This is a genomic window from Caldococcus noboribetus (assembly GCF_055389385.1).
Window position 1 is genome coordinate 570,074 of the sequence record NZ_AP042475.1, and the last position, 15,025, is coordinate 585,098.

Annotated in this window: 13 protein-coding genes and 1 tRNA gene; 11 read left to right on the top strand and 3 right to left on the bottom strand. The window is 59.8% G+C overall.

Translation table 11 applies throughout. The annotated features are described in order from the left end of the window. Positions 1 to 52: 52 nt before the first annotated feature. Positions 53 to 841 carry an NAD-dependent protein deacetylase gene (gene cobB / locus ACZ5GQ_RS03080; RefSeq protein WP_498857359.1) on the top strand — a complete coding sequence of 263 codons (789 nt, stop codon included), beginning with the start codon at positions 53 to 55 and terminating at the stop codon, positions 839 to 841. On the opposite strand, the gene ACZ5GQ_RS03085 is transcribed toward cobB, so the two are convergent. Next, a complete protein-coding gene (locus ACZ5GQ_RS03085) occupies positions 833 to 1,798 on the bottom strand; it encodes an MBL fold metallo-hydrolase (RefSeq protein WP_498857163.1) in 966 nt (321 codons plus the stop codon). The genes cobB and ACZ5GQ_RS03085 overlap by 9 nt on opposite strands. Positions 1,799 to 1,923: 125 nt before the next feature. On the opposite strand from ACZ5GQ_RS03085, the gene ACZ5GQ_RS03090 reads away from it, so the two are divergent. The 8 genes from ACZ5GQ_RS03090 (at position 1,924) to ACZ5GQ_RS03125 (ending at position 11,790) form a co-directional block, all read left to right on the top strand. Beyond that, on the top strand, positions 1,924 to 2,052 hold the full coding sequence (locus ACZ5GQ_RS03090; protein WP_498857164.1) for a hypothetical protein: 129 nt from the start codon (positions 1,924 to 1,926) through the stop codon (positions 2,050 to 2,052). An 80-nt stretch (positions 2,053 to 2,132) separates the two neighbouring features. Continuing rightward, positions 2,133 to 3,590, top strand: coding sequence for an alkaline phosphatase family protein (locus ACZ5GQ_RS03095; protein ID WP_498857165.1), 1,458 nt, complete (start codon positions 2,133 to 2,135; stop codon positions 3,588 to 3,590). Positions 3,591 to 3,732: 142 nt separating this feature from the next. Further along, positions 3,733 to 5,277 carry a type 2 periplasmic-binding domain-containing protein gene (locus tag ACZ5GQ_RS03100; RefSeq protein ID WP_498857166.1) on the top strand — a complete coding sequence of 515 codons (1,545 nt, stop codon included), beginning with the start codon at positions 3,733 to 3,735 and terminating at the stop codon, positions 5,275 to 5,277. 12 nt (positions 5,278 to 5,289) lie between these two features. Further along, on the top strand, positions 5,290 to 6,174 hold the full coding sequence (locus tag ACZ5GQ_RS03105) for a carbohydrate ABC transporter permease (protein ID WP_498857167.1): 885 nt from the start codon (positions 5,290 to 5,292) through the stop codon (positions 6,172 to 6,174). 12 nt (positions 6,175 to 6,186) lie between these two features. After that, positions 6,187 to 7,077 carry an ABC transporter permease subunit gene (locus ACZ5GQ_RS03110; protein ID WP_498857168.1) on the top strand — a complete coding sequence of 297 codons (891 nt, stop codon included), beginning with the start codon at positions 6,187 to 6,189 and terminating at the stop codon, positions 7,075 to 7,077. Between the two features lie 37 nt (positions 7,078 to 7,114). After that, the gene (locus tag ACZ5GQ_RS03115) at positions 7,115 to 8,203 is read left to right on the top strand and encodes an ABC transporter ATP-binding protein (protein WP_498857169.1); all 1,089 of its coding nucleotides are present in this window, start codon (positions 7,115 to 7,117) and stop codon (positions 8,201 to 8,203) included. An 89-nt stretch (positions 8,204 to 8,292) separates the two neighbouring features. Further along, positions 8,293 to 11,076 carry an ABC transporter substrate-binding protein gene (locus ACZ5GQ_RS03120; RefSeq protein WP_498857170.1) on the top strand — a complete coding sequence of 928 codons (2,784 nt, stop codon included), beginning with the start codon at positions 8,293 to 8,295 and terminating at the stop codon, positions 11,074 to 11,076. 90 nt (positions 11,077 to 11,166) lie between these two features. Next, on the top strand, positions 11,167 to 11,790 hold the full coding sequence (locus ACZ5GQ_RS03125; protein WP_498857171.1) for a helical membrane plugin domain-containing protein: 624 nt from the start codon (positions 11,167 to 11,169) through the stop codon (positions 11,788 to 11,790). 19 nt (positions 11,791 to 11,809) lie between these two features. On the opposite strand, the gene ACZ5GQ_RS03130 is transcribed toward ACZ5GQ_RS03125, so the two are convergent. Beyond that, positions 11,810 to 11,887: transfer RNA gene (locus tag ACZ5GQ_RS03130), tRNA-Trp, on the bottom strand. Positions 11,888 to 11,978: 91 nt separating this feature from the next. Here ACZ5GQ_RS03130 and ACZ5GQ_RS03135 point away from each other — a divergent pair. Together ACZ5GQ_RS03135 and ACZ5GQ_RS03140 are read left to right on the top strand one after the other, a co-directional pair. Further along, positions 11,979 to 12,902 carry an AAA family ATPase gene (locus ACZ5GQ_RS03135; protein ID WP_498857172.1) on the top strand — a complete coding sequence of 308 codons (924 nt, stop codon included), beginning with the start codon at positions 11,979 to 11,981 and terminating at the stop codon, positions 12,900 to 12,902. Between the two features lie 2 nt (positions 12,903 to 12,904). Beyond that, positions 12,905 to 14,038 carry a DUF58 domain-containing protein gene (locus ACZ5GQ_RS03140; protein ID WP_498857173.1) on the top strand — a complete coding sequence of 378 codons (1,134 nt, stop codon included), beginning with the start codon at positions 12,905 to 12,907 and terminating at the stop codon, positions 14,036 to 14,038. A 3-nt stretch (positions 14,039 to 14,041) separates the two neighbouring features. Here the strand turns inward: ACZ5GQ_RS03140 and ACZ5GQ_RS03145 are convergent, their stop codons facing one another. Then, positions 14,042 to 14,953 (bottom strand): glycosyltransferase family 2 protein, encoded by a 912-nt coding sequence (locus ACZ5GQ_RS03145; RefSeq protein ID WP_498857174.1) that lies wholly within the window; start codon positions 14,951 to 14,953, stop codon positions 14,042 to 14,044. Between the last annotated feature and the right edge of the window lie 72 nt (positions 14,954 to 15,025).

Genomic DNA, 15,025 nt, shown 5'->3' on the forward strand with positions numbered 1-15,025 from the left:
CCCTCGCTTTATAGCTAGTCAACCTCGAGCGCTTTGGGGGCTGAGAGTGTCAATGGAGGCCGAGGCCAGGAGGCTCGCTGAGATGCTTCTGGCCGCCAGGAATGCCGTAATCTTAACGGGCGCCGGCGTCAGCACAGCGAGCGGCATACCTGACTTCAGGGGGCCCAACGGCCTCTGGAGGAGGCTTGACCCGTCCCTCTTCGAGATATCCTACTTCTACCAGGACCCCCTGGGCTCGTGGCGGCTCTTTATGGAGAGGTTCGGGCAGCTCAAGGGGGTCAGGCCTAACCCTGCCCACATAGCTATAGCCAGGCTGGAGGAGCTGGGGCTCGTGAAGGCTGTTATAACGCAGAACATAGATGGCCTTCACCAGGCCGCGGGAAGCAGGAGGGTTATCGAGCTTCACGGCAACGCCTCGAGGGCTGTCTGCACAGAGTGCGGCAGAAAGTATGACATAGAGGAGGCATTTAAAGCCGTCAGGGAGGGCAGGCTCCCCACGTGCCCCGTGTGCGGCGGGCTCCTGAAGCCTGACGTTGTCTACTTCGGCGAGCCCCTTCCTTCGGACGCCCTTGAGGAGGCCTTCTCCCTCGCTGAGTCCTCGGACCTCTTCATAGTTGTGGGCTCAAGCCTTGCCGTGAGCCCTGCCAACCAGCTCCCGATAGCAGCTAAGGCTAGGGGGGCAAGGCTTGTCATAGTAAACGTCGGGGAGACTATGCTTGATGACATGGCTGACCTGAGGGTGGAGGCCCCCGTAGAGAAGTTCATGCCCATGGTCTGCGCGCTCGTCGAGGACATGTTGGCAAAGGGCAGCGGCTGCAGGGCTGCGGCCGGCCTAAGCTAACTTAAAGAGCACCTGCCCGCCGCGGCTGACCTCCTCGACCTCACCGATAACTTCTAGGTGCCTCAGGTGGGCCAGGGCCTCGCCTATGGCAAAGTACTTCTCGTAGGGGCTCATCAGCTCCCATGAGCTGGCCGAGGTCCTCCAGCTCATGCGCCTGGCCACGTCATAAAGCGTGGCTGGAACCGAGAGGAGGGACTTAGCCTCGCTGAGCCTGCTGCGGTGGTGCTCTATTATTTCATCGGCCCTCCTGGCCGGGGCCTTTATGATATCCCCGTGGCCTGGCATTGCTGTGCTAATGTCCATAGACTTGACCCTCTCAAGGGTCCTCAGGTAGTCGCCCAGGGGGTCCCTGGAGGCATTCGCGGTGTCCAGTATGACGTGAGGCGTTATCCTGTCCAATATTACGTCTCCCACGATGGCCGTCCCGTTACCTATCAACGCTATGTGCCCCGGCGTGTGACCGGGCAGCTCAATTACCTTAAGAGGTTCGCCGACATTCAGCGTATCCCCCTCCCTCAGGGGTCTAGCAACATCGGCAAGCTCGTCGTAAACTTCCCCGAGCCTTGGCACCGGGTGCACCTCCTCCATCGCCTTGACCTCGGCCTCTGGGACTCCGTAGTACCTGTAGGTCTCCAGGACCCCCTCAAAGTAGTCCCTGAAGCCCCTCCTCACGACATCGAGGTCCACGGCCCCCATGTAGACCTCAGCTCCGGCTAAGTTTGCCAGCACGGGGGCCGCCGTGGCATGGTCAACATGGAAGTGCGTTACAATTATTGATCTGAGGCGGCTGAGGCTCAGACCAAGGCCCTTAAGCCCCACAGCCAGGCTGTCAAAGCTGTTGGCCCAGTACATGCCTGGGTCAACTAGGCTGAAGCTGCCATCATCTATTATAATGTAAGAGTTCACGTAGCCGAGGGCCTTGATCGGTATTGAAACCTTTAGCCTCTGGACGTCCAAGGCCTTCCCGGTCCTCCGTGGGGGCCCAAAGCTAATTTTGCCCTCTGTTAGACAGCTGCCGAAAGAAGCCTAGGACTTCCCTTTAAAAGGTTCCGTCACCCATACTCTTACAGCGGGTGAAAGAAGTGAGCGTGGAGGCAGGAAGGGTAGAGGTGGGCCAGACAAAGGAGAGGAGGGTGAAGTTTGAGGTCTCAGCCGAGGACGAGGAGAGGCTCGACTGGTACCTCTCCAGCGCCTTTGCGGAGGGCGCATGAGCTTCAGTCGCGCTAAGCTGGCGCAGTTGTTGAGGCTATTCCTTAAAATTCGGCGGCGTTAGGGCTTCCTGGTACCTGGCTTGAAGCTCTCGCTACTGGGCCTTGACGCCCTGTCGCCGTCGCTGCTCTCAAGGGCTGTGGAGAGGCTGGGGCTGAAGAACATAGGGTACGCCCTGAGCGACAGCAGGCCCATACCGCTTCACTCGATGCCGCCCATAACGCCCACGGCATGGACCAGCATGGCCACGGGCGTGAACCCGGCGAAGCACGGGGTCTGGGGCTTCACAAAGTACTACAGGGGGCCCAAGGGGGAGCACCTCTCGAGGCCCTACACATCCCTGGACGTCATGTTCCCCAGGGTCTTTGAGGACGCGGCCCTGATGGGGCTTGACGTCGCCGTAGTCAACTACCCCCTGACCTGGCCCCTGGAGGGCCTCTGCTGCCTTGACAGGATGACCGTGGTCGGCGACACCTTCCTGGCTCCCAGGGTCGTCTACAGCCCCGGGGACCTGGCGGGCAGGCTGGGCAGGCACTTCATAACGTTCAACGACATGCCGGACCCCTACGAGAGGACTAAGAGGCTGGTTGAGGGCGCCCTGGAGCTGCTCTCAGAGGTTGACGCGGACGCCTACTTCATAGTGCTTCCCTACCCAGACCAGGCGTTCCACAAGGACCACAGGGAGGTGCTCTCGGTGGGGCCGAGGTCCGCTGAGGTCTGGGAGGCAATAGATGAGCTCGCCGGCGAGCTCATGAGGAGGTCCAAGTTCTTTGTGCTTGCCTCAGATCATGGGGCTGGGGTGCACAGGGTCTGCGTCAACGCGCTGGCCCCCCTAATGAGGGAGTTCGGCGTAGGGGTGCCGAGGAGCCTTACGGGGAGGCTAGCCCTTTACCTTGTGACCGCAGCTGACTTCATCTCAAGAGCCCTGCCCCCCTCCCTCTCGCCAAGGGAGCTCTCCAGGCGGGGGCCGCTGGCCAGGGTCAGGGGAAGGCTTGGCGGAGAGCTAGTCAACGTTGCAGTTGCCGCCACGCACGAGTCCTCGGGCGAGAGTGAGCTGGCCAGGCAGCCCTTCACCTACGACGCCGGGGGTCTGTCAATAGACAGGATACTCTACTTCAGGGACGAGGCCTCCAGGGAGAGAGGCCTCAGGGCGATAGAGGGGTCCTCGGCCTCAAGGTACCTCAGGGTGTCAAAGCTTGAGGAGAGGTTCAGGGGGGCCTACATGCCCCCATACCCAAGCCTCTTCGTGGAGACGGTAGATGAGTTGAGGTACCACGTGGTCTCAAGCAGGTCCCTCGCTGCCCTGAGGCACGACATGATGCCAGACCATGAAGTGTACGGCGTCCTGCTCGTGAGGGGCGCTGAGGTGAGGGCTGACGTAGCGGAGGTATACGACGTTGCGCCCACCCTGCTCTCCCTTCTGGGTCTCAGGACCCCCAGGGGGGCCGACGGCAGAAGCCTTGTTGGGGCGAGCGCTGGCGAGTACCCCTATGACGCGGCCGTCAGGCTGAGGGTGAGGCTCAGGGGGCGCAGTGGCTAGGGGAAGACTTGGCAAGTCTGCAAGTCTGTGGGAATGTAGTTGCACACATTATACGGTATATATACTTGTTCATAACTTCATAAAGGCATTTATATCGCATTAAAAATATAGTTCACTGCAGCACGGTTTTGGGGTGTAGAGAGTGAGGTCAAAGAGCAGGAGGTCCATATCTACAGCGGCCCTGGCGGCTATCATAATAGTTATAATAGTTATTGTGGCCGTCGGGGGCTACCTAGCCTACGTCTCGTCGAGGCACCACGTCACAAGCACGACGCCTACAACAACTTCCACTAGCCCGACCACAACTTCCACGACCCCTACGCCCACAACAACGACCTCCACGCCCATAACCACCACGACTACAACAACGCCCTCGCCCACAACAACGACGCAGGTGGTCACGCTTACAGTTGCTGACTCTTATAGCACCAGCGAGAACATTGCCTTCAACAAGTCCCTGGCCGAGTTCGAGCAGGAGTACCCGTGGATACACGTTGAGGTTGAGTACGGCGCCGGCATAGGGACAAGCCCCTACACCTCTGAGGCCCAGGCCCACGACGCGCCCATAATTATAAGGGACTCCAGCGACTCCGCCGGAGCCCTCTTCGCAGCAGGCATACTGGTTAACCTAAGCCAGTACCTGCCGCCGAGCTACTTCCAGAGGTTTAACCCCACCGCAATAGAGGACTGGACCCTCAACGGCTCCGTCTACGGGCTGCCCGACAACATAAACTACATAGTGATGTTCTACAACAAGAAGTACGTGCCTGAGCCGCCTAACACCACTGACCAGCTGATACAGATAGCTGAGCAGGTAAACAAGACCTATGGGGTCTGGGGGATCGCCTACGGCGCCAGCGATGAGTATGGCTACAGGTTCGCCGCCTGGTTCGCAGGGTTCGGCGGGCAGATATTCGTGACCCAGAACGGCAAGATAGTGCCTGCCCTCAACTCAACTGCCATGGTTAACGCCCTTAACTTCTGGTACAACCTGACCTATGACCTAAAGATTAACTACCTGGCCCCAAGCACGGGGGCCGGAGGCGCCGAGGGCCAGCTCTTCATGGAGAACAAGGCAGCCATAATATTCGACGGCCCGTGGGACCTGAAGCCGTACTTCCAGGCCCTGGGCTGTGACCTTGGCGCCGCACCGCTGCCCGTGGTGAGCCAGACGGGCCTCTACGCTGAGCCCTTCATAGGCAGCACCGGCTGGTCGATAACCACGCCTCAGGCCAACGGTGTGCCCGCGAGCCAGTGGAACGCCACCCTGCACGCCGCCCTGCTCTTCATAGAGTTCATGACTAACTACAGCAACGAGTACGGGCTCTTCGAGTACGCCGGTGACATACCTGCGCTCAACAGCGCTTACCAGGCAGCCCTGCAGAACCTGAGCGCGCCCACCAGCAACCAGACCCTGGCCTGCCTGCACCAGGTGATAAAGGGAATACTTGCGCAGAGCCAGCACGGCCAGAAGTTCCCGAACATACCGCAGATGGCCTACTACTGGAACTCATTCCACGAGTATGCCAGCGAGTTCTTCGCTGGAAAGATAAATGCCCAGCAGGCCGCGCAAGGCATGGAGCAGGCCTTCATAAGCTCGCTGCAGAGCGCCGGGCTGCTAAGCCCAGCCCAGCTGCCTCCAAGCGAAGTTTTAACGGTGCCCGAGCTCCCCGCCAGCAGGTACTGAGGCGGGGAGCTAATGCCGAAAGTTTCGCCTAAGCTTGAAGGCTTACTATATTTTTTACCCCTGCTGGCTGCTGTCCTGTTTCTATTCCTGTATCCGCTACTATACTCTGTATACATATCAATGACTGACATGAGCCTCCTGCACTTCTACAAGTACAAGTTCGTGGGACTGCTAAACTACGTCATAGCGATAAGGCTACACTACGTCTCAACGCTGCTAATAAACACAGTGATCTGGACCGTGGGGAGCCTCGTCCCAATGATGGCGCTCGGCTTTGCTCTTGCCCTCATATTAAACCAGAAGGACCTTAAGGGGAAGTCAGTGTTCTACGCGATATTGATACTCCCGTGGGCCTTCCCAGGCTTCATCTCGCTGCTGGTGTGGCAAGGCATGTGGGTGTACCCGTACGGGTTCATGAACAGGTACCTGCTCCCCTTACTTCACCTCCCCCCTGTGAACTCGCTGTCTTCAGTGTCAGGGGCCTGGGCGGAGCTCATAGTAACAAACGTGTGGCTCAGCTTTCCCTACTACATGACGGTCTTCTACTCAGGGCTGCAGAGCATACCAGGCGAGCTGTATGAGCTGGCGGACGTCGATGGGGCTGGGGCCCTGACAAAGTTCCTCAAGATAACGCTGCCCTCGCTCAGGAAGACCATAGCCTTCGTCGCTATAACGAGCTTTGTGTTCACCTGGAACAACTTTTACCCAATATATGTGCTGACGGGCGGCGGGCCGGGCATTTCAACGGAGACCTACATAGTCTATGCGTACCAGCAGGCGTTCGCTTACAACAATTATGCTATGGGCGCGGCCCTCTCCATAATATCAACGCTAATAACCATAGTGCTAGCTATAATAGTTATGAAGTACACAGGGGTCCTGGAGGGCATAACGTGAGGGGTGGTGTCCTTGAGCTCTAGGAGCCGCGCCAAGATGCTGAGGGCGCTGAGGCTTGCCGTGTCATACTTAGTGTTGATAGTAATGGCCATCTGGTCCATCCTGCCCATTTACTATATAGTACTGCTCTCGTTCAGCAACGTCACCAGGCTCCTAGCCTTCTCGCTGAAGGACCTCATACCTACGCACATAACGCTCACAGCCTACAGGCAGCTCATCCTGGGACGCTTCCTGCCGACCATAAAGGCACCTAACTTCCCGCTCTGGGTCATGCACAGCATAGAGCTCGCGGCGGCGACCTCCCTCCTGTCAATAGCGTTGGCCATGGTGGCGGGTTACGGGCTCTCAAGGCTTGACATACCAGCCAAGAAGACGCTGGCCACGTTCACCTACATAATAACCTTCCTGCCCGTAACTGCCACTACGGTGCCGCTCTTCCTGCTCTTCGCCAGGCTTCACCTGCTTAACTACGTTGGCCTCGTCCTTGCATACACCCCAGGCACGGCTGTCTTCGCGGCGTTCCTGGCCAAGCTTGCCATAGACTCCATACCGCCCGACTATGAGGAGTCGGCAATGGTTGACGGCCTCTCCAGGTTCGGCGCCTTCATAAGGATAGTGTTCAGGCTAGCCATGCCAGTGGTGGCACTTACTGCCCTCCTGGGGTTCCTAGGGGCCTACATGGACTACGCCACCGCCTACGCCTTCATAGGGATAAACCCCAAGCTGTGGACAGCCATGTTAGGCCTCTACTACCTGGCGGGCCTCTACAACCCGGCCTCTGCGCCTAACTATAACATATTTGCGGCAGGCGCGGTGCTCATGGGAATACCGCTCATGGCGCTGTTCCTGGTGTCACAGAGGATGATGACTAAGGCCTACAGCAGCCTGGCCGGCATAAAGTGATTTTAAATCAGGCAAGCTAAGCCCAGGTGGGGTTGACATGGAGTACATAAGGCTTGAGGACGTGTGGAAGACCTACAGGACGAAGAACGTCACCGTGACCCCCCTCAGGGGCCTCAACATGAGCGTTGACAAGGGCGAGCTAGTAGTGGTGTTGGGCCCCTCAGGGGAGGGCAAGACGACGCTGCTAAGGGTCATAGCCGGCCTCCTGAAGCAGGACAAGGGACACGTATATCTGAGGGGCGAGCTGGTGGACGACCTGCCGCCCAAGGACAGGAGGGTCGCAATGGTATTTCAGAGCTACGCCATTTACCCCTTCATGAACGTGTATGATAACATAGCCTTCCCGCTGAAGCTGGCCCACAGGCCCAAGGAGGAGATAGACCGCGAGGTCAAGAGGGTGGCCGAGATGCTCAGGATAACTGACATACTTCAGAAGAAGCCCTCCGAGCTCAGCGGGGGCCAGAAGCAGAGGGTCGCCATAGCTAAGGCCCTGGTCAAGGGGGCCGATATACTACTTATGGATGAGCCCATGGCAAACCTTGACGCCCAGGTCAGGGTCTTCGCAAGGGAGGAGCTGAAGCAGCTCCACAGGCAGCTCGGCACCACAATAGTTTACGTGACACATGACCAGGTTGAGGCCCTCTCCCTGGCTACTAAGCTGGCCGTCCTTCACGACGGGGTAATACAGGACTTCGGGGACCCAATGGAGGTCTACAGGAGGCCTAGGAACGCCTGGGTGGCTTCGTTCGTGGGCAACCCGCCCATGAATTTGTTTGACGGGGTCGTCTCGGGCAGCTACATAGTTGCTAAGAAGGGCAAGCTCAGGGTCCCAGTGCCCGAGGAGTACAGGAAGCTCGTCAAGGATGGCCAGGAGGTCATATTTGGCTTCAGGCCCGAGGACGTAAGGGTGGGCGAGGGGGAGCTCTCAGGCACCGTGTCCATGGTGGAGAGGGTTGGGGCCTACACGGTAATACACCTGGACGTCGGCGATGGCCAGCTGCTGAGAGTCGTTTACCCCTCGCTTTCAACCGTCAACAGAGGGGACAGGGTCAACTTCAGCGTGCCCGCCGAGGCGGTCTCTCTCTACGACCCCAGCACAGGCAATAACTTGGAGCAGAGGCGCTGACCTTTCTTACAAGGCTAATAAGCTGTTAGCCAGGGTTTTCCATTGTAACGCTTAAATAGGGGGGCTCCATTAACCCCCCGAGACCCGAGGTGAAAACTGGGTATAGGAGCGGCGTGCACTTCAAGGCCCTTGCGGCCCTCGTTTTGCTGGCAGTTATAGTTGCCCTGGCGGCGGCCTCCTATGTACAACGCTCAGAGCATCAGCGGAGCGCAGCCTCCCTGCAGCTCTCCCCGCCAGCGCCTAGCTCCTACTCCGTTGTGGCCGGCCAGCCACTCAGCCTTTACATACCGATCCCGGCCGGCTACTCCGCCGAGGTGTTCCTGGGCAACGGCTCCAGCGTCACGGTAAGTGGCGACTACCTTACAGTAAGGTACCGCTGGCCTGGCAGGTACCTGATATATTACGTGCTCATCAAGGGAGGCAGGGCGGTGGCGTCGACGTCGCAGGAGCTCATAGAGGTCCTGGTGACCCCTAACGTCAGCGGGCAGCTGTCCCAGGAGGTCAGCGTGCCAATAATTGTAGTAAGCGGCATAAATGGCACCCCAGTCCTTGAGGTTGGCCAGAGGGCCAGCGTCTTCATAGGCTACCTCCAGCCGCCCTCGGGGCAGAACATGACAATCTACAGGTACTTCCTCAGCCTTGGCAACGGGACGACCATAGAGGTCAGCCCGAGGAACTACACGGCATACCTTGGGACTGGCAACTACACGTACCTGAGGCCCCTTGAGGACCCGATAAACGTCAGCTTCAGCGAGCCTGGCCTTTACCCGCTCACGCTGACCGTCGAGACCCTCAACGTGTCCAGCGGCCAGACGTTCAACTACAGCTACACGCAGACGGTGGCCGTTGAGTCGAGGGGGCTCAGGTTCTCCATGTTTAAGCTTGACGTTGACCTTCCGAACCCGGGCACTATAGTCGTGGCTAAGAACGTGCCAGGAGGTCCCTTCAGCTTCGACCCAGACATAGACTACGGCAACATAGGCTTTGAGGTGCTCCTTAACGTCTACTCCACGCTCGTTGAGTACTTCGGGGCCAACACCACCAAGTTCATACCTATGGCGGCCGAGTACCTGCCCACCGTGGGCAACTGGTCCAACGCCACGGCCAGGTACCTTTACGGGGCCATATCGCCGAACTACACGGTGTACATATTCAAGGTGAGGCCTGGCCTTAGGGCCGCCAACGGCGACCCGATAACAGCGTACGACGTCTGGTACAGCGTGATAAGGGACATGCTCTGCGCCGGCGGAACGCCCGGCACGCCGGGCTGGATACTCACCCAGTACCTCATACCGAACTACACGCCCTTCACCTTCGTCGTCACGTCGCCCAACGACACCCAGGGGGCCGAGGAGATCATAAACGCTGTCAGCTACAACAACGAGACCGACACTGTCACGTTCCACCTGGTGAGGCCTGTTGGCCAAGTGGCATTCTTTGACGCTTTGGCTGACCCACAAGGCGGCTCAATCCTTGACGCGAAGTGGCTCGAGGAGGTGGGGGACGGCATAAACTTCACAGGCCTCTACGACCACAACATGACCCAGCTGGCGGAGGCCTTCTACAGCTACGAGCAGACTTGCAGCGAGGGCAGCTACAACACGGCGGTGCAGTGGCCCTCAGGGCAGTCCGCCGGCTTCACGGGGCCCTACTACATAGCTGTCTACACGCCGGGCCAGAGCGTGGTGCTCAAGCCTAACCCCTACTGGCCGAACAACATAACCTACTTCCCCAGGCCAAACGATACCGTGGTTATAGAGTGGGTCAAGGACCCGACGACCGCCTATGAGCTCTTCGCCTCCGGCCAGGCGGACATAGTGACAAACCTGCCGACAAGCTACATACCAAGGCTGCTTCAGCTGGAGTCGCAGGGCAAGGCAGTCATTTACTCCTTCTCGCCCTCGCTGCTCGAGTGGTTCTTCGCCTTTAACGTTCAGGTCAACGAGTCCCTGCTCTCGCAGATCAACCCCGCGTACCACGTACCCAGCTGGTACTTCGCCAACCCCCTGGTCAGGGAGGCCTTCGCCTACGCCTTCAACTACACTGAGTACATAAACGACATAGTTGGGAACGTGAAGTACCACTTCAACTTCGGCAGCCTTTACTGCGGGGCCCTGGTTCCAGGCCTTGACATTTACATACCCCCCTCGCAGCTCGCCGGCTGCCCCACGTTCAACCTGACGTACGCCAAGGAGCTGCTCGAGGAGAGCGGCTTCTATAACATAAGCGTCTACTTCCCAATAGTAATATCAAGCGGCGACACGACGGACTACACGGCGGCCCAGATGTGGGCCGCGGCCCTCCACAACATAGACCCGAACATAAACGCCGTGCCCATATACCTTCCCCAGGCCGTAATAGAGGCCTACCAGGTGCCGGGGCAGAACGGCCTGCCTATATACTACTGGTACTGGAGCGCCGACTACCCAATGGCTGATGACTTCATGAACGGCATGTATCTAGAAGACGGGGACTACGCCCTGCCTGACGGCTGGAACGTGACCTACCTGGAGAACCTCAGCGCCTACTTCAACCAGTCAAAGATTAGCTACCCAGGCCTGAGCCCGAGCGTCGAGCCCGAGATAGGCAAGTGGCTCTGGCAGGAGGCCATGGAGTACCTCGAAATGAACAATACTATAGGTGTCGCAAACTACTATGACATATCTGGCAACTATACAGAGGCTTACGAGCTCTACAGGCAGGCAGAGCAGGAGGCGGTGAACCTCTACATGTACGTTTACACTATATACCAGAACGCGCTGATAGCGGCGAAGCCCTACATGCACGGCTACATGGGCCTCATATCGTGGCAGGAGAACCCCATGTGGGGAGGCATTAACGACTACGCGTACTTCTGGTGGGTCAAGGGCTAGCCCCAGCAGCTATATAATGGCCGCGCCGTTTAAGCGGACTGTGAAAGCATAAATTCTAAAATATGACCTAAGGTGCCAGGTGACCTGCACTTGTCCCAGCAGGGCCCTCAGGACAAGGCCGCGCCTCAGGCCACTCAAAGGCCCGCGGCGCAGCCACAGGCAAGGCCTCAGGCCGCCACGGCGCCTCAGGCAGCTAAGCCGGCCCCAGCCGCAGCTAGGCCCCCTGCTCCGGCAGCCCAGCAGGCCCCAGCGGCTAAGCCCCAGGCGCCACAGCCCATAGTGCTTCCGCCTCCGCCGCCCGTTGACGTCGGAACCGTTGCAGTGGTGGAGCTGCTAGATGCCATAATAAAGTTGAAGAGGAGCGGCCTGCTAGGCATGATCTCCTACCTGGCTGACAAGGCCGAGGACTCCTTCCTCTCAGCGGCTACCGATCCCGCCCTGATGAGGCTCATGGCCCTCCTGGCCTCTGTAAGTTACGGAGTGACCAAGGTATCGCCTGACGACATAGCTCTGGCCCAGAACTCAATACAGGACCTCACCTCATGCGCGGTGACAGCCCTTGGAAGGGTTGACGTAACGGAGGAGCGCAGGTACGGGGCCCTGGGCATGGGCTACAGGCTCAGGGACCCTGACGTGGGGACCTCGCTCTGGATACTCCTTCAGATAGCGAAGGGCCTAGGCCGCTGCGTGAGGGAGAGGAACAAGTCAAAGTGACCGGGGCCGAGGCCCCATGTGGTGGGCCCGGAGGGACTCGAACCCCCGACCTACGGGTCTGGAGCCCGCCGCTCTAACCTGGCTGAGCTACGGGCCCGCCAGCTGAGGTCCTTGTCCTCCGAAATTTTAAAGCGTTAGGGCAGCTCAGAATTTTAACTCAAGGCCCTGGCCAAGATGGGGGTGGGCATTTGGACCTAGGCAGGGCAAGGGACGTGGTAAGCGCCATAAGGTCCGCCGTGAGGACCTACTACGCGGGCAACGACGAGGCCCTTGACACCGCCCTGGCAGCTATACTAGCCGAGGGGCACATACTCCTCGAGGGCCCGCCCGGCGTCGGCAAGACTACCCTGGCCAAGCTGTTGGCCCAGGCTATGGGGGGACAGTTCAAGAGGGTCCAGATGACCTCCGACCTGCTGCCCTCAGACGTGCTCGGCTCCATGGTGTGGGACCAGGCCAAGGGCGAGTTCAGGTTCAGGCCGGGCCCCATATTCGCTAACGTGGTACTCGTTGATGAGCTCAACAGGGCTACCCCGAGGACCCAGAGCGCCCTGCTGGAGGCCATGGCTGAGGGCCAGGTGACGGTTGACGTCAGCACCTTCCAGCTCCCAAGGCCTTTCCTTGTCATAGCCACCCAGGTGCCCAGGGACACCGGCGGCGTCTTCCCGCTCACGGTGACCCAGGTGGACAGGTTCGCGGCCAAGGTGGAGGTCGGGGTCCCGCGGAGGGAGGAGGAGCTGAAGATATTAAAGATGGCCGACGAGCTTATGTCGCCCCAGATAAAGTCCGTGGCCAGCCTCAGGGACGTGGCGGAGGCCCAGGAGGCCGTCAAAAGGGTGAGGGTTGATGACTCGGTCGCCGAGTACATGATTAACATCATAGACGAGCTCAGGAAGTCTGACCTGGCCGAGCCCCTGAGCGTCAGGGCGTCCCTCTGGCTTTATCGCATGTCAAGGGCGAGGGCCCTCATGGAGGGCAGGGACTTCGTCACCCCTGACGACGTCAAGGCAGTGGCCCTGCCCGTGCTGAGGCACAGGGTTGTAGTCAGCGAGGGGCTCTCGTCGGACTCGCTAATAAGGTCCGTGCTTGAGAGGGTGCCCGTGCCGAGGGGCTGAACTTGATAAGAGTTACGTCAAGGGGGGCCAGGGTCCTGGCGCTCTCGGCGGCACTCCTTGTCATAGGTTCTGCAGTGAAGGCCTACCTTGTAGCTGCCGTGGGGGCAGCCCTGGCCCTCGCGTCCCTCGCCGACCTGGCGGCCCTCCTGACGTCTTCAAGGCCGACCACTCTCAGGCCGTCGCAGAGGGAGGTATCCTGCGCCGTAGGCTCCGAGGCCGCCGTTGCCTTAGCCCACGGGAGGCTCAGGGGCGCCCTGGTCAGGGACCAGCTAGTTGCCGCCCTTGACGTTGGCGGGGGCGGCTCCCTGCTAAGGCTCAGGTGCCCCCACGCTGGCAGCTGGCTCCTGTCGTTCGTCAGGTTCGCCGCGAGGTCGCCCCTTGGCCTCTTCGCGGCCTCCTGGGAGGACCCAGTAAGGCCGCCGGTCAGGGTCTCCGTGAGCCCCAGGTTCCTGCCGCTGGCCGTGGCGGCCCTTGCAGGGGCCAGGGAAGGCTGGGGGGAGGTGACCTCGGAGGCCGCGTACACGCTGCCCAGGGGCGAGGAGTACGCGTGGAGCGAGGAGCTTCGGCCTGGCGAGCCAGCGGAAGTGATAGACTGGAAGGCCACTGCCAGGAGGGGGAGGCTCATGGTCAAGAGGTTCTACCCCCAGGGCTCAAGGGAGGTGTCCCTCGTGGTCGACCTGACGGCCACAGACCCGGTCTCAGCTGACGAGTTGGCGACGGCCTCCCTCTCAATAGCTGTTGGCCTCTCAGGGAGCCTCAGCGTGACGCCGTACATATACGACGGCGAGAGGCTGGCCAGGGTCAACGGCATCGAGGGCCTGGCCAGGGCGCTGCTTGAGCGTCTGGGAAGGTACTACCCCGAGGCCTTCAGGGTGCTCGACGACTACCCCGGCAGGCTCAGGCTATCTGAGGGCATCCCCGAGGGCAGGGTGATAGCGGTGACCCAGCTGCTAAGCCCCCTCCCCTCCCTCCTGCCGCCCGGCTGCGTTGTGGTGCAGCCCACGAGGCCCTGGCTCAGGACCCCCTCGCTGGAGGAGGCCTACCTGATGAAGGAGAGGCATGACCGCGAGGTCTCGCTCCTGAAGGCCTCGGGCTGCAAGGTGCTCTTCAGCTGCAGGGAGCTGACGATAGCGTAGCCCTCAGCCAGATCCCTGCCCCCTGCTCATGGACCTTATGTGTTTCAGGAGCCTGTACTCCATCCTCTTCAGGTACATGCTGAGTATCCCGAGGAGCAGGCTGTTGAAGCCGGCGGCGGTGACCACCAGGGCCATTATGGCGTTGACGAAGTGGTCGACATGCTTGAAGTAGAACTGGTAGGCCGTGACGCCGCCCACTAGCAGGCCCGGTATCATGAGGAGCGCCCCCGCGAGGAAGAGAGTGCTCGTGGGGTTGTACCTCCAGGACAGCCTGACCATGTCAAGGGCTATGCTGAGGCCGTGCCAGGGCCTCAGCTTCTTCCTTCCAAGCCTTTTCCTGTACTCTATCTCCACCTCGCCCACGGAGCCCCCGGTTGAGACTATGTGGGCCGCTATCTCGCTCTCAACGCTGAAGCCTCCCATCTCAAAGCTGGCGTCTGTCAGCGCCTCCTTCTTCACAAGGTAGAGCCCGCTGAGCACGTCCCTGAGCTTGACGCCGAACATGGAGTCGAAGAGCCACGTGAGCAGCCTGTTGCCTATTTTATAGACCAGCGGCTGCGACCTGCCCGGCCTCACCCCTATGACCTCGTCATAGCCTCCCTCCTTGAGCACGCTTACCATCTGCGGCACGTACTTAGCTGGATAGGTGTAGTCAGCGTCTATAACCAGTATCAGGGAAGTCTTGGCATGCCTCAGGCCGCACCTTATGGCGTCGGCCTTGCCCTTGCCCCTCTGCCTGACTACCCTCGCCCCAAGCTTTGAGGCCAGCTCGGGGGTGCCGTCGGTACTGCCGCCGTCAACTACAATTATGTTATCTGGCGGTATGCCGACGTCTATGAGCTCCTGTATGGTGGGCACTATCCCCTCAGCCTCATTAACGGCTGGTACTATTGCTGTGACGTCCTCCAAGTTCATGTTTTACACCAAAGGCGAGCCCCAGGAACAATGGTGGGAGGGCTTATTTAAGGGTTGGGCCCTTCCTGGCTG

Excerpts from the sequence above, each read along its gene's own strand:
- cobB (WP_498857359.1), top strand. The coding sequence starts at position 53 with ATGGAGGCCGAGGCCAGGAGGCTCGCTGAGATGCTTCTGGCCGCCAGG.
- ACZ5GQ_RS03105 (WP_498857167.1), top strand. The coding sequence starts at position 5,290 with ATGCCGAAAGTTTCGCCTAAGCTTGAAGGCTTACTATATTTTTTACCC.
- ACZ5GQ_RS03115 (WP_498857169.1), top strand. The coding sequence starts at position 7,115 with ATGGAGTACATAAGGCTTGAGGACGTGTGGAAGACCTACAGGACGAAG.
- ACZ5GQ_RS03145 (WP_498857174.1), bottom strand. The coding sequence starts at position 14,953 with ATGAACTTGGAGGACGTCACAGCAATAGTACCAGCCGTTAATGAGGCT.